This is a genomic window from Pseudomonas sp. 273 (genome assembly GCF_029201425.1).
GTDB lineage: Bacteria > Pseudomonadota > Gammaproteobacteria > Pseudomonadales > Pseudomonadaceae > Pseudomonas > Pseudomonas delhiensis.
In genome coordinates this window covers 3,638,771-3,656,657 of the sequence record NZ_CP116775.1, presented here as the reverse complement: position 1 = coordinate 3,656,657, position 17,887 = coordinate 3,638,771, and the positions used below count along the sequence as shown (strand labels likewise).

The window sequence follows — 17,887 nt, the reverse complement described above, 5'->3', positions numbered from 1 at the left end:
GCCTAGGTGCCCGAGGGCGGCTGGCCCGCGGCCTGCAGTTCGGCGCGCCGGTCGTGGGCGCGCTCGATCAGGTAGGCGCGGATCTGCTCCACCTGCTCCGGCGTCAGCCGGCCGGCGAACGGCGGCATTCCCCGGCCGGCCCGTGCGCCGGCGACGATGCCCTGGAAGTCCTCGTGCGTCTGCGCCGTCATGTAGCGCAGGTCGGGAATGACGTTCGCACTGAAGGCGCCCAGGCCGTGGCACACCCCGCAGTGTTCGCGGAACAGCTGGTCGCCGGCCGCCACCGTGGCCGCGTCGGCGGTCATCGGCGGTGGCTCGGGCAGCTGTATGGCGCGCCGCCTGACCTGGGGCATGGGCGCGGTGCCGCCGAGCCTGAAGGTGAACACCCGGGCGTCGGGCACGGTGCGCGTGCGTTCGGACAGGGCGCCGAAGGTGATCGGGTAGGAGCCGCCCCAGCCGCTGCTGAAGGTCACGTACTGCTCGCCGTCCACGCTGTAGGTGACAGGCGCGGCCACCACGCCGCTGCTGACCTCGCGCTGCCACAGCAGCTTGCCGCTATCGGCCGCGTAGGCCAGCAGGCGGCCATCGTGGGTGCCCTGGAACACCAGGTTGCCGGCGGTGGCCAGGGTGCCGCCGTTGGCGATCTGCGCGTAGGGCACCGACCAGGCTTCCCGCTGCCGCACGGGGTCCCAGGCCTGCAGCTTGCCGGTGTAGATCCGTGCGAATTCGTCGATGCTCCTGCTGTCCCTGGGCATCGGCGGGAACTCCAGGCCGGTGTTCCACCGGCCCTTGGCGGGCGTATCCAGCTTCGCCTTCGGGTGATGGATGTCGGCCGTCGATTGCGTGGGGATGTAGACCAGGCCGGTCTTCGGGCTGTAGCTCATCGGCTGCCAGTTGTGCCCGCCCTGGGAGCCGGGGAACACCAGCCTGGCCTCGCCCTTGCTCCAGTAGTCGGCCGCCTCCAGGTCGATGATCGGCCGGCCGCTGTCCTTGTCCACGCCCTTGGCCCAGTTGACCCTGGGGGCGTACTGGGCGGCCGAGAGCAGCTTGCCCGTGGCCGCGTCCAGCACGTAGAAGAAGCCGTTCTTCGGCGCCTGCATCACCACCTTGCGCGGCTTGCCGTCGATGGGCAGGGTGGCGACGACGATGTGTTGCGTGGCGGTATAGTCCCAGGCGTCGCCCGGCGTGGTCTGGTAGTGCCAGACGTAGCGCCCGCTGTCGGGGCGGACCGCGACGATGGAGGAGAGGAACAGGTTGTCGCCCTTGCCCTGGGAGCGCTGGCCATAGTTCCAGAAGGCGCCGTTGCCGACGCCGAGGTAGAGCAGGTCGAGCTCGGCGTCGTAGGCCATCGAGTCCCACACGGTGCCGCCGCCGCCCTGTTTCCAGTACTGGTCGCCGAACCAGGTCTTGCGGATCATGCCGATGGTGTCGGTCTCGTCGCCCTTGGCCGGGTCGCCCGGCACGGTGAAGAAGCGCCAGGCCTGCGCGCCGGTCTCGGCATCGTAGGCGGTGACGTAGCCGCGCACGCCGAACTCGCCGCCGCCGTTGCCGATCACCACCTTGCCCTTGATGATGCGCGGGGCGCCGGTGATGGTGTAGTTGCGCCCGTGGTCGAGCACGGTGTCCACCGACCACAGGCGTTGCCCGTCGCGGGCGTCCAGGGCCTCCAGCCGGCCGTCGTACACGCCCACGTAGACCTTGCCGCTCCACACCGCCACGCCGCGGTTGGCCGCGTCGCAGCAACCCGAGCCCTGGATGCCGCGATAGACCCCGGGGTCGTACTTCCACAGCAGCTCGCCGGTGCGCGCGTCCAGCGCGTGGACGATGCTGTAGGCGCTGGTGGTGTACATCACGCCGTCCACCACGAGGGGCGTGGCCTCGACGACGCGGTCCAGCCCGAAGCCGTAGTCCCAGGCCAGGCCGAGCTGCCCCACGTTCCCCTCGTTGACCTGCTCCAGCGGCGAATAGCGCTGCTCGCCGTAGGTGCGGCCGGTGCTCATCCAGTTGCCGGGCTCGCTGTCGGCGGCATTCAGGCGCCGGGCGTCGACCGCCGCCGGGCCGGCCGGCCAGGCCAGCGGCGCCGCGAGCAGCAGGAGCACAGCCCCGGTATTCCAAGGTGCTTTCATGGTTGGTTCCCCATGGTGCCGCCATTGGCGGCGCGTTTCGGGCGAGGCTCGCCATGCAGGACAGTGCCCCGGCGGCAGGCCGCCAGGGCACCGGCCGTCAGGCAGGGCGCGAAGCGCGGGTCAGGGTTCGAGCCCCAGCGCGGCCGCCACCTGCGGGTAGGCCACCGTGTCGATCAACTGGCGCGTGGCGGCGCCGTAGGGCGGTGTGATCAGCTCGAAGCTGCCGCCCACGCGGCGCTCGTAGAAGCCGCGTGGGTTGGAGAACTCGCGGAAGCCTTCCTCGCCGTGGTGCCGGCCCATGCCGCTGGCGCCCACCCCGCCGAAGCCCATGGAAGCCAGCGCGCCCTGCATCACGGCGATGTTGAAGCACACGCCGCCGGAGCGGGTGCGCGTGGCGATCGCCTGGCGCAGCGCCGGGTCGTCGCTGAACAGGTAGATGCCCAGCGGCGTGTCGCCCCGGTTGATGCGCGCGACCAGGTCGTCGGTGTCCCTGTAGGTCTGCACCGGCAGGATCGGGCCGAAGATTTCCTCGCGCACCACCTGGGCGTCGTCGCGCGGGTTGACCACGATGTGGAAGGGCATGTCGCGGGCGCCGGCATCCATCTCGCGGCCAATGCGGATCACCCGGTCGCTCTTGCCCTGCGCGTCCTCCAGCAGGCGTTGCAGGCGCTCGACGTGGCGCTGGCTGATGATGCCGCTGGCGCTGCTGGCGCCGTTGTCGTGGCCGAAGCTGTTGTGCATCGCCTCGCCAAGGGCGTTCACGAAGTCCTGCAGGCCGTCCTCGGGCACCAGCAGGTGGTCGACGGTGATGCACAGCTGGCCGCGCTTGATGGCCTTGATGCCGGCGATGGTCGCCAGCGTCTGCGCGTCGTCGAGCTTGTCGCGGCCGACGATGGTGGGGTTGCGCCCGCCCAGTTCGAGGGTGACCGGCACCAGGTTCTCGGCGCAGCGCTTCATGATCTCGCGGCCCACCGCCGTGCCGCCGGTGAACAGCAGGTGGTCCCAGGGCAGCGTGGCGCAGTGCCGGGCCAGCGCCAGGTCGCCGTTGACCACGGCGACCTCGTCCTCGGCGAAGTAGGCCGCGAACATTTCCTGCAGCAGGGCGCCGCTGTGGGGCGTGAGGTCCGAGGGCTTGAGGATCACCCGGTTGCCGGCGCCCAGCATGTCGACGAGCGGGCCGATGCCGACATCGAACGGGAAGTTCCACGCCGCCATGTTGCAGACCACGCCCTTGGGGCTGTACTGCACGTAGGCCAGCGACTCGCCCTGGGTGGCGGGGTCGACGGGCTTGGCGATGGGCTTCATCCATTCATGGACGTGGGCGCAGTCGAAGCGCACGCGCTCGATCATCGGCAGGATTTCGGTGAGGTCCGCCGCCGCGCCCGGATGGCTGCCGAAGTCCGCCGCCAGCGCCTCGTGGATCCTGGCGCGGTACTGGTACAGCATTGGCACGATGCGCGACATGCGCTCGATGCGCGTCTCGGCGCTGGGGAACATGTCCTGGGCGAAGGCCGCCTTCTGCAGCGCGAACAGGCGCTCCAGGCGCTGGATGGGGGTTTGCGTGTTCATGATAGGTCTCCAGTGGGTAGCCGCGCGTCCCGCCCTGGACGGACCGGGCCGTGCGGATGGGCGCTGGCCCCCGGCCAGGGGAAGGGGGGCAGCAATATGCTCGGGCCGACGGATTCGATGTCGGTATGGCCGCAGAAGGCCATGCTCAGGCTCAGTTCGTTGTGGATGATCTCCAGCGCGCGGGTCACGCCGGCCTCGCCGAGCGCGCCCAGGCCGTAGACGAAGGCGCGGCCGAGCAGGCAGCCGCGCGCGCCCAGGGCACGCGCGCGGAGCACGTCCTGGCCGCTGCGGATGCCGCCGTCCATCCATACCTCAGTCTGCGTGCCCACCGCTTCGACGATGGGCGGCAGCGCGCGGATGCTCGACTGGGTGCCGTCGAGCTGGCGTCCGCCGTGGTTGCTGACCACGATGGCGTCGGCGCCGTGGGCCACGGCGCTGCGGGCGTCGTCCACGTCCTGGATGCCCTTGAGCAGCAGCGGGCCATCCCACCAGCGACGGATTTCGGCGACGTCGGCCCAGTTCAGCGATGGGTCGAGTTCGCCGCCGCGCCAGCGCGCCATGTCGGCCATGCTGTCGATGCCGGGCGCGTGGCCGACCACGTTGCCGAACGCCCGCCGCGGCGTGCCGGCCATGCCCAGCGCCCAGCGCGGGTGCATGGCCACGTCGAGCAACTGGCGCAGGTTCATGCGCGAGGGGTCGGTCAGGCCATTCTTCAGGTCCTTGTGGCGCTGCCCCACCAGCGACAGGTCCAGGGTCAGCACCAGCGCCGTGCAGCCGGCGGCCCGGGCGCGTTCGACCAGGCGCCGGGCGAAGGCGCGGTCGCGCATCACGTAGAGCTGGAACCAGAAGCCCTGGCCGACCTGCTCGGCCACGTCCTCGATGGAGCAGATGCCCATGGTGGACAGCGTGAAGGGCACGCCGAAGGCGCGTGCCGCACGGGCCGCGAGGATTTCGCCGTCGGCGTGCTGCATGCCCAGCGCGCCCACCGGGGCGAGCGCGACCGGCATGGACAGGCGCTGGCCGAGCAGCGTGGTGGCGGTGCTGCGCCGGTCGATGTCGATGGCCACGCGCTGGCGCAGCAGCAACTGCCGCAGGTCGGCCTCGTTGGCGCGGTAGGTGCTCTCGGTCCACGAGCCCGAGTCGGCGTAGTCGTAGAACATGCGCGGCACGCGGCGCTGCGCCAGGGCACGCAGGTCCTCGATGCAGGTGATGCAGGTCATGGCGCACCGCCATCGAGCAGCTTGCCCGGGTTGAGGATGCCGCTGGGGTCCAGCGTGCGCTTGATCGCGCCCATCAGCGCGCGTTCCTGCGGGCTGCGGGTGATCGACAGCCAGGGTTTCTTCTCCAGCCCGATGCCGTGCTCGGCCGACACCGAGCCGCCGCGCGCCCGCAGTTCCGCATAGACCAGCGCCTCGATGCGCGGCTTGAGCCGCGCCAGGTCGGCGTGGGGCAGGGTGACGACCAGGTGCAGGTTGCCGTCGCCCAGGTGGCCGAACACGTAGAGCTGCGCCCTGGTTTCCGCGAGCAGCAGCTGCTGCACCTGGCGCACGTAGCCGTCCATCGCGGCGATCGGCAGCGAGATGTCGAAGCCCAGCGGCGTGCCGTGCTGCATCACCTGTTCCACGTCGTCGCGCAGCGCCCAGAAGGCCTGCGCGTCGGCATCGGAGCGGGCGAGCACCGCGTCGCTCAGCAGCCCTTGCGCCAGGGCCGTCTCGAGCGCGGCCTCGAAGCGCTGGCCATCGGCTTCGCGGTGGGCCCCCTGGGCCTCGACCAGCACGTAGAAGGGATGTTCCTGGCCCAGCGGCGGCAGGCTCCTGGCCGGCGGCGTGGTCACCAGCCGGTAGAAGGACTGCCACATCACCTCGAACGACGACAGCGCGCCGCCCAGCGCGCGGTCCAGGTGGCGCAGCAGGCCGGCCACGGCGTCGAAGCCCGGCGCCGCCAGCAGCGCGGTGTGAGTGGCCAGCGGCTTCTCGCGCAGGCGCAGCACCAGGCGGGTGATCACCCCCAGGGTGCCTTCGCTGCCGATGAACAGCTGCTTGAGGTCGTAGCCGGTGTTGTTCTTGATCAGCGGGTGCAGGGCGGACACCACGGTGCCGTCGGCCAGCACGGCCTCCAGCCCCAGCACCATGTCGCGGGTCATGCCGTAGCGCAGCACACGGGTGCCGCCGGCGTTGGTGGCAGCGGTGCCGCCCAGCGTGGCGCTGCCGCGCGCCCCAAGGTCCAGCGGATAGACCAGGCCCTGTGCCTCCACGGCTTCCTGCAGGGCCTGCAGGGTGACGCCGGCCTGTACCGTGGCGGTGCGCTGTTGCGGGTCGATGGCCTCGATGGCGCGCATGCGCTCCAGCGACAGGATGATCTCGCCGGGCCCGGCATCGGCGCCGCGCACCAGGCCGGTCAGGCCACCCTGGGGCACCACCGGCAGGCGTCGCTGGTGGCACCAGCGCAGCACGGCGGCGACTTCCTCGGTGCTGGCCGGGCGCACCAGCGCCCGCGCCCGCAGGTTGTCGGCGCGCAAGGCGCCGGCTGAACGGCTGGCGAGATCGGCCGCGCAGAGCACGCCGTTGTCGCCGACGATGGCGCGCAGCGCCTCGACGATGGGGTCCATATGCAATCCTCTGCTAGCGGGGAGCGGCTGGCGCTCGGGCGATGTCGCGCAGCGAGGCCTCGAGCTGCGCGCGTTCCTTTTCCACCTGCTCGACGTGGCGCTGGCGCACGTGGCCATAGCCACGGATCTTCTCCGGCAGCGAGGCCAGGGCGACCGCGGCGTCGAGGTTGCCGGCGTCGAGCCTGGCGATCAGCCCGTCGATCTCCCGCTCGTACTCGGCCAGCAGGCGCAACGCCAGCCGGCGTTCGGCGCCGTTGCGGAAGGGGTCGAGAAGGGTGCCGCGCAGGCCCTTGCAGTGCTTGAGCAGGCCGAAGGCCTTCAGCAGCCAGGGCCCGACTTCCTTCTTGTACGGCTTGCCGTCCTTGTCCAGGCCGCCGAAGGGCCAGGCGCCGACGTTGAAGTGGACCTTGTAGTCGCCTTCGAACACCGCATCGAGTTCCTGCCTGAAGCTGCCGGATGCGTACAGGCGCGCGACTTCGAATTCGTCCTTGATCGCCAGCAGCTTGAAGTAGTAGCGCGCCACCGCCGTGCTGAAGCGCTCGCCCAGGTTGCGCTCGCGCTCGGCGGCGCGGGCCCGGTCCACCAGTGCCTTGTAGCGGCGGGCATAGGCCTGGTTCTGGTAGTCGGCCAGGTAGGCCATGGAGCGCTGGACGATGGCTTCGAGCGACATGTCGATGCGTGGCGCGGGCGCAACCGGGCTGCCGGCGCAGGCGGTCTTTTCCACCGCCTGCAGGTCGACCGCCGCGCGGCGGCCCCAGAGGAAGCTCGCCTTGTTGAAGTCGACCTGCACGGCGTTGAGTTCCAGCGCGCGCAGGATGGCCGCGTGGGACAGCGGCACGCTGCCCAGCTGCCAGGCCGCGCCGAGCATGAACATGTTGGCGGCGATGCTGTCGCCCATCAGCTGCGCGGCGATGCGCAGGCCTTCCATGGCGAGCAGCTGGCCGTCGCCACAGCGCTGGCGGATGCGTTCGAGCAGCGCGCCGGCATCCATCTGCCAGTCGGGGTTGCGCGCGAAGTCGCTGGTGGGCACCAGGTCGCTCGCCACTATCACCCGCGTGCGGCCCGGGCGTATGCGCAGCAGCGCCTCGTCGCCGGCGGTCACCACCAGGTCGCAGCCCACAATGGTGTCGGCCTCGGCGGTGGCGATGCGGGTGGCATGCAGCCGCTGCGCATCGGTGGCGATGCGCACGTGGGACATCACGGCGCCGTACTTCTGCGCCAGCCCCGTGACATCCAGCACCGAGACCGCCAGCCCCTCTATATGCGCGGCCATGCCGAGCACCTGGCCGATGGTGACCACGCCGGTGCCGCCGACGCCGGTGATCAGCAGCGAGAAATCACGGGTGAGCGCCGGCAGCGCCGGGTCCGGGATGGCCGGGAAGTCCGCCGCGCCCACGCCCGAGGTCCTGGCCTTGCGCAGCTTGCCGCCGTGCACGGTGACGAAGCTCGGGCAGAAGCCCTCGACGCAGGAGTAATCCTTGTTGCACGAGCTCTGGTTGATCCTGCGCTTGCGCCCGAAGGGGGTTTCCAGCGGTTCGATGGACAGGCAGTTGGAGGCCCTGGAGCAGTCGCCGCAGCCCTCGCATACGGCCGCGTTGATGAAAGTGCGCTTGTCCGGGTCGGCCCACTTGCCGCGTTTGCGCAGGCGCCGGCGCTCGGTGGCGCAGGGCTGGTCGTAGACGATCACCGACACCCCTTCGATGCCGCGGCAGCGCAGCATCACCGCGTCGAGCTCGGTGCGCGGCAGCAGCGGCACGCCGGCTGGCAGGCTGCCGGCGGGGTGCTTGGCCAGGTCGTCGGTCAGCACGAAGATGTGCCGGACGCCCTCGGCCATCAGCTCGGTGACCACCTGCGGCACCGACAGCTCGCCGTCGATGGGCTGGCCGCCGGTCATGGAGACGAAGCCGTTGAACAGCACCTTGTAGGTCATGTTGGCCTTGGCCGCGATGGCCTGGCGGATGGCCAGGAAGCCCGAGTGGAAGTAGGTGCCGTCGCCGATGTTGACGAATACGTGCTTCTCCCCGGTGAAGCGGTGCTGGCCGAGCCAGTGCATGCCTTCGCCGCCCATCTGGGTGAACATCGGCGGCGTCTTGAGCGGGTCGTGCAGCACGGCCATGGCGTGGCAGCCGATGCCGACCATGGCCCGCGAGCCGTCAGGCACCTGGGTCGAGCGGTTGTGCGGGCAGCCCGAGCAGAAGCCGGGGTTGCGGTTGGGCGAGGCCGGCTCGGGCAGGCCCGGCAGCTTGTGGGTGGCCGGCGGCAGCGCCATATCGGGAAGGTCGGGGTGCAGCTTGCGCAGCCGGGCGTGGATGGCGTGCATGATCTGCGTCGGCGACAGCTCGCCCCAGCCCTGCAGCACCGCCTCGCCATGCCCGGGCGCGAAGGCCTGGGCCGCCTCGTACTTGCCGGCCACGCGCGGGTGGTTGGGCAGCGCCAGGTCGTAGAGGATGCCCTTGACCTGGTCTTCGAGGATGCCGCGCTTTTCCTCGACCACCAGGATGGCGTCCAGCCCGTCGGCGAATTCGCGCACGAACTGCGGGTCCAGCGGCCAGATCAGCCCGGCCTTGCCGATGCGCAGGCCCAGTTCGCGCTGGCGCGCCTCGTCCAGGCCCATCCCGGCCAGGGCCTGCAGCACGTCCTGGTACGACTTGCCGGCCGACAGCACGCCGAGCCGGGCGCCGGGCACCTCCTGCAGCAGATGGTTGAGCCGGTTGGCGCGGGCGTAGGCCACGGCCGCCGGCAGCCGGTGGTTGACCAGGCGCTCCTCGCCCATCAGCGGGATGTCGAAGGTGCGGATGTTCAGGCCCTGGGGCCCCAGGTGCGGGGCGACCTGCAGCTCGGGCAGGACGATGCGCGGCGAGTCGGGGCCGACGCGCACCGAGCCGCCGCCCTCGACCACGTCGTTGTGCACCTTGAAGCCCACGGCGCAGCCGCAGAAGCGGCTCATGGCGAAGCCGTGCAGGCCCAGGTCGAGCAGCTCCTGGGTGTTGGACGGGTAGAGTATCGGCAGGCCGGCGGCGATGAAGATCGGGTCGGAGAAGTTGATCACCGACGAGGACTTGACACCGTGGTCGTCGCCGGCGATGGCCAGCACGCCGCCGTGCCTGTTGGTGCCTGCGCTGCCCAGGTGACGCATGGCGTCGGCGCTGCGGTCGGTGCCCGGCCCCTTGCCGTACCAGATGCCGAACACCCCGTCCACCTTCGAGCCGGGCAGCAGGCCCACGTACTGCGAGCCCCAGACCGCGGTGGCCGCCAGGTCCTCGTTGACCCCCGGCATGAAGTGGATGTTGTTGGCTTCCAGGCGTGCCTGCTGGGCCCACAGCTCCATGTCGTAGCGGCCCAGCGGCGAGCCGCGGTAGCCGGAGATGAAGCCGCCGGTGTTCAGGCCCGCGGCCTGGTCGCGCCAGCGCTGCTGCAATGGCAGGCGGGCCAGGGCCTGGGTGCCGGTGAGGTAGATCCAGCCTTCCCGGGTTTCGAACTTGTCGTCGAGCGTGACGCTCTGGTGGGGTAGAGGGGCGTTCATCAGGACTCCTGCTTATTCTTGTTCTGTCGCTTCCCTTTCGTTTCGGTGCTGCCCGTGGCCGCTGCGAAGGCGTTCGCGCGGCGCCGGCTCACGTCACGATCACGGAAGATGGTGGAGCGGGATGTCGTGGGGGACTGTCCGGGATTTGCGCTGCGAAGGCGCGGAAGAGGCAGGCGTGGCTACCCCTTTCGGGGTATCGGGAAGGCCGCTCCAGGGGCCGCTGGCCAACCCCCTGGACGCTGGGCGATCGGTGCGCCGCCGCCCGGCGGGCAGGGGCGAGGTGGCGGGGCCTCAGCTGCCCTTGTGTTCCTGCCAGCGCTTGCGCGCGCGCAGGTAGGCGGCGCTGTCGGCGTAGCCCAGGTGCTCGGCGATCTGTTCGCGGCCCAGGCCCTGCAACTCCAGGTACTGCTCCTGTTCCAGGCGCACCGCGGCCAGCACCTGGCGGTAGCCCAGGTCCTGTTCCTGCAGGTGCCGGCGCAGGGTCCGCGGGGTCAGGTGCAGGGCCGCGGCGGCGCTTTCCAGGCTGGGCGGCATGCCGCTTTCCAGCTCGTGGCGGATGTGCTGCGCGACCCTGGCGGCGGGCCCGCTGAACTGCTGCAGGCGCGCCAGGCGCTGTTCCAGGCCGCTGACGATCAGCTCCGCCACCACCGGGTGGTGGCCGCGCATGGGGATGTCGAGCACGCGCCTGTCGAACACCAGGCGGCTGTGCTCGCTGGCGAAGCGCAGGTGGGGCCCGAACCACTCGCGGTACTCGGCGTGGTAGGGCGGCCGCGGGTAGTCGAACTCGGCGCGTAGCGGCAGCACCGGCTCCACGCAGCCTTCGCGCAGCTGCGTCATGGTCATCACCAGCGCGTGCTCGCAGTAGGGCCGGCGCAGGCGTTCGGAGCCCTCGATGCGCACTTCGAGGATCAGTTGGCCGTCTTCCTCGCGGATGTGCAGGCGGTCCAGGTCCGAGCCCAGCCGGGCGAAACGCTGCCAGTGGCGCAGGGCCTCGCCGACGGTGGCGCTGCACAGGGCGAGGTGGACCAGCACGAAGCGATCGCCGGGGGCGAACCGGCCGAACAGGTGCAGGCCGATGGCCGGGTCGACGCGGCTCGCGCGCTCCCACAGCTGCTCCAGCCCGGGCAGGTCGAATTCCAGCACGTCGCATTGCTCGCCGAGGAAGCGCGCCAGCACCCGGCCCATGGCGCCGCGGTGGCGTTTGCGGACGGCGGCGCTGGCCACTTTTGTCTGATTTTTGTCCCTTTCGGACATGTCTCGCCTGGCCCCTGTTGCCGTTTCATGTGCCCGACAGAGCCGTGCCGAGACGCGGCGCCGTCGATCGCCCGATCATATAACGAGAATCAAACAATGACCGAGATGCCTACTCGCCCGCAGCACGGTGCCGCGCCCTCGTCCCCGGCCAGGCGCCGTCGCCCGCTGATGCGGGCCCTGCTGGGCCTGGCGCTGTCTGCTCTGCTGCCTGCACTGCCGGCGGCCGCGGCGGACAAGCCGAACATCGTGGTGATCTTCGGCGACGACGTCGGCCTGTGGAACCTCAGCGCCTACAGCCGCGGCGCCATGGGTTACCGCACGCCGAACATCGACAGCATCGCCAAGGGTGGCGCCATCTTCAGCGACCACTACGCCCAGCCCAGTTGCACCGCCGGGCGCGCGGCCTTCATCACCGGCCAGCTGCCGATCCGCTCGGGGATGACCACGGTCGGCCAGCCCGGCGGCATGCTCGGCCTGAAGCCGCAGACCGTGACCCTGGCCGAGGTGCTCAAGCCCCAGGGCTACACCAGTGGCCAGTTCGGCAAGAACCACCTGGGCGACCGCAACGAACACCTGCCGACGGTGCACGGTTTCGACGAGTTCTTCGGCAACCTCTACCACCTCAACACCGAGGAAGAGCCGGAGGACATCGACTACCCCGCCGACCCCGACTTCAAGAAGCGCTATGGCCCGCGCGGCGTGCTGCACTGCTTTGCCACCGACGCCGAGCAGCCCGGCGACGACCCGCGCTTCGGCAAGTGGGGCCGGCAGCGCTGCGAGGACACCGGCCCGCTGACGCGCAAGCGCATGGAGACCGTCGACCAGGAGCTGATCCAGGCCTCGTTCAGGTTCATGGACAAGGCCGTGGCCGAGAAGAAGCCGTTCTTCGCCTGGATCAACACCACGCGCATGCACGTGTTCACCCACACGCCCGACAAATACCTGCAGCAGTGCAAGCAGTTCACCAGCGGCGAGGACGAGCACTGCGCCGGCATGCTGCAGCACGACGAGGACGTCGGCAGCGTGCTGAAGAAGCTCGACGACCTGGGCATCGCCGACGACACCATCGTCATCTACACCACCGACAACGGCCCGGAGCACGAGACCTATCCCTTCGGCGCCACCACGCCGTACCGCAGCACCAAGATGACCACCTGGGAAGGCGGCGTGCGCGTGCCGATGATGGTCCGCTGGCCGGGGCACATCCCGGCGGGCGAGGAGCTCAACGGCATCCAGTCCCACGAGGACCTGTTCACCACCCTGGCGGTGGCCGCCGGCGCCACCGACGTGCGCGAGCGCCTGGCCAAGGGCGACGACTTCGGCACCGGCGTGGTGAAGAAGAACTACATCGACGGCGTCGACAACCTGGCCTACTGGGAAGGCAAGGCCGGGCAGTCGGCGCGCCACGAAATCTTCTACTACGCCGAGAGCCGCCTGCAGGCCGTGCGCCTGAACCAGTGGAAGGCCCACTTCTACACCCGCGACGGCTACTACGGCGCCACCACCACCCTGGAGATGCCCTGGCTGTTCAACATCCGCCAGGACCCCTTCGAGAGCTACGAACAGGCGCCGGGCCCGCGCGCCAACCTGCTGCAGAAGAAGAGCTACGTGTTCCACCAGATGACCGACGCGATAGTCGCGCACCTGCGGACCTTCAAGGACTTCCCGCCGGCGCAGAAGGGCGTGTCGCTGAGCTTCGACCAGCTCAAGGAACAGATCCTCAGACAGGCCGAGAAGTGAACCCTGCGGCGGCCGGACGCCCGGCCGCCGCATCCCCCGCGCGCCCGCCGCGCCCAGAACAACAAGATTGGAGTTTCCCGATGAGTCAGCTCAGCCCCGCCGCGATGCAGGTCTTCGCCGCCATGCAGAACGCCCCCGTGGTGTCCCGCGACCATGCCCGCGAGGCGATCCTGCTGCTGGAGGACGACCTGCCCTGGGTCAGCCTGCCCGACGGTTCCACCATCCAGCTGCTGCACGTGGACCTGAACCAGAACCTGTGGATCAACCGCACCCGCATGAGCCCCGGCTTCGGCGTCGACACCCACTACCACACCGGCCCGGTGTTCGCGGTCACCCTGCAGGGCGAATGGTTCTACCGGGAATACCCGGACAAGGTGAACAAGGCCGGCTCCTACCTCTACGAGCCGGCGCACTCGCTGCACACCCTGTGCGTGGCCGAGGACGCCACCGAGGTCGCCGACGTCTGGTTCGCCATCTTCGGCAGCAACGTCGACATCGACGAGAAGGGCGACGTGGTACGCATCCTCGACGCCAAGACGGCCCTGACCGTCTACCGCGCCCTGTGCGCGGCCGAGGGCAAGAGCTGCGACAAGCTGATCGTCCTCGGTGAGTGACATGGCAGCGCTGAACAGTGCGTTCGTGACCGGCGCCGGCGGCTTCATCGGCCGCCACCTGGTGCGCCGGCTGCTGGCCGAGCAGGTCGCCGTGGTCGCCCTGATGATGCCGGGCGAGCCGGTGCCGGCGGAGTGGGGCGACAGGGTGCGGGTGGTGGTCGGCGACGTGCGCCGGCTGCTGGCGCTGCGCGAGCAGATCGGGCCGGTGGATGCCGTCTTCCACCTGGCCGCGGTGGTCAGCGACTGGGGTAGCACCCAGTCCCACGTGGAGGTGACCGTCAAGGGCACCGAGCATGCCATCGAGCTGGCCCTGGGCTGGGGCGCGCACTTCGTGGTGACCACCAGCGTCTGCGCCTTCGCCAGCGCCCTGGCCAGGGGCCGGCTGGACGAGGACAGCCCGGTGGGCGTGCCCTCGTCGGCCTACGAGTTCTGCAAGCAGGAGCAGGAGCGCGTCACCCGCGAGGGCGTCAGGCGCGGGCTCAAGGCCACCATCGTGCGGCCGGCCAACGTCTTCGGCGTCGGCAGCCTGCCCTGGGTGAATTCGCTGGTGCAGGTGCTGCGCGAAGGCGCGCCCTGCCTGCTGGGCTCCGGCAAGTGGGACGCCGGCCTGGTGCACGTCGACAACCTGGTGGAGATCCTGCTCGCTTGCGCGCGCTCGGAGTACGTGCACGGCGAGGTGTTCATCGCCGCCGACGGCTTCGGCGTGACCTGGAAGACCTACCTGGAGGCCCTGGCCAGGGCCGCCGGCACGCCGCCGCCGAAAAGCCTGCCGAACTGGCTGGCGCGCTTCATGGCCAGCGCCCTGGAATGGTGGGGGCACCTGCGCAAGCAGGCGCAGCGCCCGCACCTGACGCGCCAGACCTTCCGCCTGATGGGCGGGCCCAACGAGTTCGCCACCGACAAGGCCAGGCGCCTGCTGGGCTACCGGCCGCCGGTGAGCTTCGAGGCGGCCATGGCCGAGCTGGCCGAACACTTCCGCACACAGCAACAGGCGCCGGCGGGTGCCGCAAGCGCAACGGCAAGGCTGGAGAGTCGAGCATGAGTCAGTGGAACCACGGCGCCCCGCGGGTCGCCTTCGTCTCCGGCGCCGGCAGCGGCATCGGCCTGCAGATCGCCAAGGCCCTGGCGGCCGAGGGCGCGAGCCTGGCGCTGTTCGACCTGCGCCTGGAGCCGCGGGTGCTCGACGAGCTGCGCGCCCTGTGCCGGCAGCCGCAGCAGCAGGTGGAGACGTTCGTCGTCGACATCACCCAGGCCGTGGAGGTCGACACGGCGGTGGAGGCCGCCGTGGCCAGGCTGGGCGTGCCGGACTTCGCCTTCAACTCGGCGGGCATCCTGCGCACCGCGCTGTTCACCGAGCTGCCGGCGGAAACCTTCGAGCTGGTGGTGCGCATCAACCTGATCGGCAGCCGCAACTTCGCCGCCGGCGTGCTGCGGCACATGCCCCGCGGCGGCCACCTGGTGCTGGTGGCTTCGCTGGCCGGGATCATCGGCGGCTACACCCAGGCCGCCTACAGCGCCTCCAAGTTCGGCGTGGTGGGCCTGGCCGAGGTCCTGCGCCTGGAGCAGAAGCCGCGCGGCATCGACGTGTCGGTGGTGTGCCCCGGGGAGATCGCCACGCCCCTGCTGACCTACGAGCGCCAGCATGGCAGCAAGGTCACCGAGGCGCTCAATGCCACCGCCGGGGTGCTGACGGTGGAGGAGGCGGTGGCCGGCATCCTCGATGGCCTGCGCCGGCGCCAGTTCATGATCACCCCGGGCCTACGGGCCAGGCTGCTGCGGGCGATGGCGCGCAAGACCAGCGGCCTGTTGCGCTGGATCACCGACCAGACCCTCGCCAAGGCGCTGCGCGCCGAGCGCCGCTGAACCCGCGCCGGCTGCGGCGGGACTCGCGGCCGGCAAACCGACAGGCATTTGCATGGGAGACCCGTATGCCACGTAGAACACTGATGATGCCGTTGCTGCTGGCGATGGCGCTGCAGAGCCAGGCCGCGGAGTCGGCCACGGCGGAGCCGGTCGGCGGGCAGCCCGCCGCGGGGGCGCGGCCCTCGGTGAGCGACTTCGACTACCAGGTGAAGTACCAGCGCGCCTTCGAGGCGGTGCTCTGGTCGCTGCCCTCGGTGCAGGCCCAGAGCGGCCGCGAGGCCACCCTCGGCGGCCTGGGCGCCAGGGACAACGATATAGTCGCCATGTCCGGCCCGGCCACGCCCAAGTTCGAGACCTGGACCGCCAACAGCTCCACGCCCTACGTCTTCGCCTACTCGGACCTGGCGCGCGAGCCGGTGGTGCTGGAGGTGCCGCCGGCAGGGCCCGACGGCAGCCTCTACGGCCAGGTGACGGACGCCTGGCAGATGACCATCGCCGACATCGGGCCTTCGGGCATCGACGCCGGCAAGGGCGGCAAGCTGCTGCTCACCGGCCCCGACTTCAAGGGCACGGTGCCGGCCGGCTACCGCCAGGTGGTGTCGCCGACCCGGCGGATCGTCTTCGCCTTCCGCTCGGTGCGCGCGCCGGGCAAGAGCGCCGCGGACGCCTATGCCTACTCGAAGCGCCTGAAGATGTACTACCTGTCGCAGGCGGCCAACCCACCACAGCAGCGCTTCGTCGACGCCGTGGATCAGCGCTTCTCGTCACTGCTGCCCCAGGACGAGCGCTACTTCCGGCTGCTCCACGACACCATCGCCTACGAGCCGGCGCGCCCCCAGGACAGGCACATGCTCGGCCTGCTGGCTTCGCTGGGCATCGAGCAGGGCAAGCCCTACCAGCCGGACGAGAAGACCCGCCGGGCCATGCGCCAGGCGGTGGTGGACGTCTGGTTCTACCTGCAGCAGCGCTTCGACCAGCTGCCCAGGGATTACTACTACTGGCCCGACCGCCAGTACGTGCCGCTGCTGCTGCCCGACGCCAACCGCGGCTTCAGCTTCGAATACCCCGGGCGCATCGACATCGATGGCCGCGCCCTGGCGTTCTTCTGGTGCACCCTGGTGCCCCGGCAGGTGCCCGAGCGGCCCGCGGCCTACTACCTGATGGCCATGGCGGACAACCAGGGGCGGCCGCTGGAGGCGGGGGCCACCTACAAGCTGGTGGTGCCGGCGGACATGCCGGTGAAGCAGTTCTGGTCGCTGACCCTCTACGACCGCGCCACCATGGCCTTCATCTACACCCGGGAGGGGCGCACCACGCTGGACTCCTACGGCCTGGACAAGATGAAGAAGAACGCCGACGGCAGCGTCACCCTCTACGTCGGCCCGCAGGCGCCCAAGGGCCTGGAAGCCAACTGGATTCCCACCGGCGGCAAGCGCCCGCTGCCGGCCCTGCGCTTCTATGGCGCCACCGACGCGCTGTTCGACAAGCGCTTCAAGATGCCCGACTTCGAGCGGGTGGACGAGCCCGCCGCGGCTAGCCTCGGCCAGCCGGGCGTCATACCGGCGGGCCTGGCCATGGGCAGCCACCTGCTGCCATGAACCGTGGCGGGCGCAAGCTCCTGGCCGGCTGCCTGTTGCTGGCGGCCAGCCAGGCGCAGGCCGCGGAGAACGGCGTAGGCTTCTACCTGCTGGGCTCCCGCGGCCCCATGGCCGGCGCGCTGCCGCCGCCGGGGCTGTACCTGCAGAACGACCTCTACCGCTATGCGGGCAGTGCCGGGGCGGCCAAGGACTTCCCCGTCGGCGGCCGGGTGGTGGCCGGCATCCAGCTCGAAACCCGGCTGGCGATGCCGACCCTGCTCTGGTCCATGCCCTGGCAACTGGCGGGCGGCAACCTGGGGCTGTCCTGGAGCCAGCCCCTGGGCGGCCCGGCCCTGGACGTCGACGCCGAGCTGACCGGGCCCCATGTCCAGCGTCTGGGCACCGACGTGCATGCCTCGAACTACACCTACGGCGACCCGGTGCTGGCGGCGATGCTCGGCTGGCACCGCGGCAACTTCCACTGGCAGGGCGGGGTGGCGCTGAACGTACCGGCGGGTGACTACGACGAAGACGCCCTGGCCAACGTCGCCTTCCACCACTGGGGCGCCGACCCCTTCGCCGCGCTGACCTGGTTCGACCCGGCCATCGGCCTGGACCTGTCCGTGGCCGCCGGCGTGACCTTCAACGCCGCCAACCCGGCCACCGATTACCGCAGCGGCAACGAGGCGCACCTGGAATGGAGCGCCGAACAGCACTTCGGCCCGCGCTTTTCCGCCGGCCTGCTCGGCTACCACTACCGCCAGGTCAGCGATGACAGCGGCCGCGGCGCCAGCCTCGGGCCGTTCCGCGGGCGCACGCGGGCCCTGGGCGCGACCCTGGCCTGGAACTTCCCCGGCGCGCGGCCCTGGTCGCTGCGGCTGAAGGCCTTCAAGGAGCAGGGCGCCTACAACCGCCTGGAAGGCCACGCCGCCTACCTGACGCTTTCCGTGCCCCTGTCTTCGTTCTGACGCGCGGGTGGGGGCCGCACCAGTTCCAATCCAGAGCAAGGAGTT

12 protein-coding genes are annotated in these 17,887 nt (G+C 70.6%); 6 read left to right on the top strand and 6 right to left on the bottom strand.

The features are described from left to right. Positions 1 to 2: 2 nt before the first annotated feature. The 6 genes from PKO50_RS16680 to PKO50_RS16655 form a co-directional block, all read right to left on the bottom strand. Entirely contained in the window at positions 3 to 2,126 is a 2,124-nt protein-coding gene (locus PKO50_RS16680) for a PQQ-dependent dehydrogenase, methanol/ethanol family (protein WP_275630358.1), read from the bottom strand. A gap of 120 nt (positions 2,127 to 2,246) precedes the next feature. Beyond that, positions 2,247 to 3,695 carry an aldehyde dehydrogenase family protein gene (locus PKO50_RS16675; RefSeq protein WP_275630357.1) on the bottom strand — a complete coding sequence of 483 codons (1,449 nt, stop codon included), beginning with the start codon at positions 3,693 to 3,695 and terminating at the stop codon, positions 2,247 to 2,249. Continuing rightward, the gene (locus tag PKO50_RS16670) at positions 3,692 to 4,915 is read right to left on the bottom strand and encodes an alpha-hydroxy acid oxidase (protein WP_275630356.1); all 1,224 of its coding nucleotides are present in this window, start codon (positions 4,913 to 4,915) and stop codon (positions 3,692 to 3,694) included. Before PKO50_RS16670 ends, PKO50_RS16675 begins: the two co-directional genes overlap by 4 nt. Next, the gene (locus PKO50_RS16665) at positions 4,912 to 6,303 is read right to left on the bottom strand and encodes an FAD-binding oxidoreductase (RefSeq protein WP_275630355.1); all 1,392 of its coding nucleotides are present in this window, start codon (positions 6,301 to 6,303) and stop codon (positions 4,912 to 4,914) included. The genes PKO50_RS16670 and PKO50_RS16665 overlap by 4 nt, the downstream gene beginning before the upstream one ends. 13 nt (positions 6,304 to 6,316) lie before the next feature. Continuing rightward, positions 6,317 to 9,826 carry an indolepyruvate ferredoxin oxidoreductase family protein gene (locus PKO50_RS16660; RefSeq protein ID WP_275630354.1) on the bottom strand — a complete coding sequence of 1,170 codons (3,510 nt, stop codon included), beginning with the start codon at positions 9,824 to 9,826 and terminating at the stop codon, positions 6,317 to 6,319. Between the two features lie 291 nt (positions 9,827 to 10,117). Continuing rightward, positions 10,118 to 11,050, bottom strand: a complete 933-nt coding sequence (locus PKO50_RS16655; RefSeq protein ID WP_275630353.1) for an AraC family transcriptional regulator ligand-binding domain-containing protein — start codon at positions 11,048 to 11,050, stop codon at positions 10,118 to 10,120. 126 nt (positions 11,051 to 11,176) lie between these two features. Here PKO50_RS16655 and PKO50_RS16650 point away from each other — a divergent pair, with 126 nt between their 5' ends. From PKO50_RS16650 to PKO50_RS16625, 6 genes are all read left to right on the top strand, one after another. Further along, positions 11,177 to 12,820, top strand: coding sequence for an arylsulfatase (locus PKO50_RS16650; RefSeq protein ID WP_275630352.1), 1,644 nt, complete (start codon positions 11,177 to 11,179; stop codon positions 12,818 to 12,820). Between the two features lie 80 nt (positions 12,821 to 12,900). Beyond that, entirely contained in the window at positions 12,901 to 13,434 is a 534-nt protein-coding gene (locus PKO50_RS16645) for a 2,4'-dihydroxyacetophenone dioxygenase family protein (RefSeq protein WP_275630351.1), read from the top strand. A gap of 1 nt (position 13,435) precedes the next feature. Continuing rightward, entirely contained in the window at positions 13,436 to 14,476 is a 1,041-nt protein-coding gene (locus tag PKO50_RS16640) for an NAD-dependent epimerase/dehydratase family protein (protein WP_089394175.1), read from the top strand. Continuing rightward, positions 14,473 to 15,297, top strand: coding sequence for an SDR family NAD(P)-dependent oxidoreductase (locus PKO50_RS16635; protein WP_275630350.1), 825 nt, complete (start codon positions 14,473 to 14,475; stop codon positions 15,295 to 15,297). The genes PKO50_RS16640 and PKO50_RS16635 overlap by 4 nt, the downstream gene beginning before the upstream one ends. A gap of 65 nt (positions 15,298 to 15,362) precedes the next feature. Continuing rightward, positions 15,363 to 16,895 (top strand): DUF1214 domain-containing protein, encoded by a 1,533-nt coding sequence (locus PKO50_RS16630; RefSeq protein WP_275630349.1) that lies wholly within the window; start codon positions 15,363 to 15,365, stop codon positions 16,893 to 16,895. After that, on the top strand, positions 16,892 to 17,842 hold the full coding sequence (locus PKO50_RS16625; RefSeq protein WP_275630348.1) for a transporter: 951 nt from the start codon (positions 16,892 to 16,894) through the stop codon (positions 17,840 to 17,842). Before PKO50_RS16630 ends, PKO50_RS16625 begins: the two co-directional genes overlap by 4 nt. Positions 17,843 to 17,887: the final 45 nt, after the last annotated feature.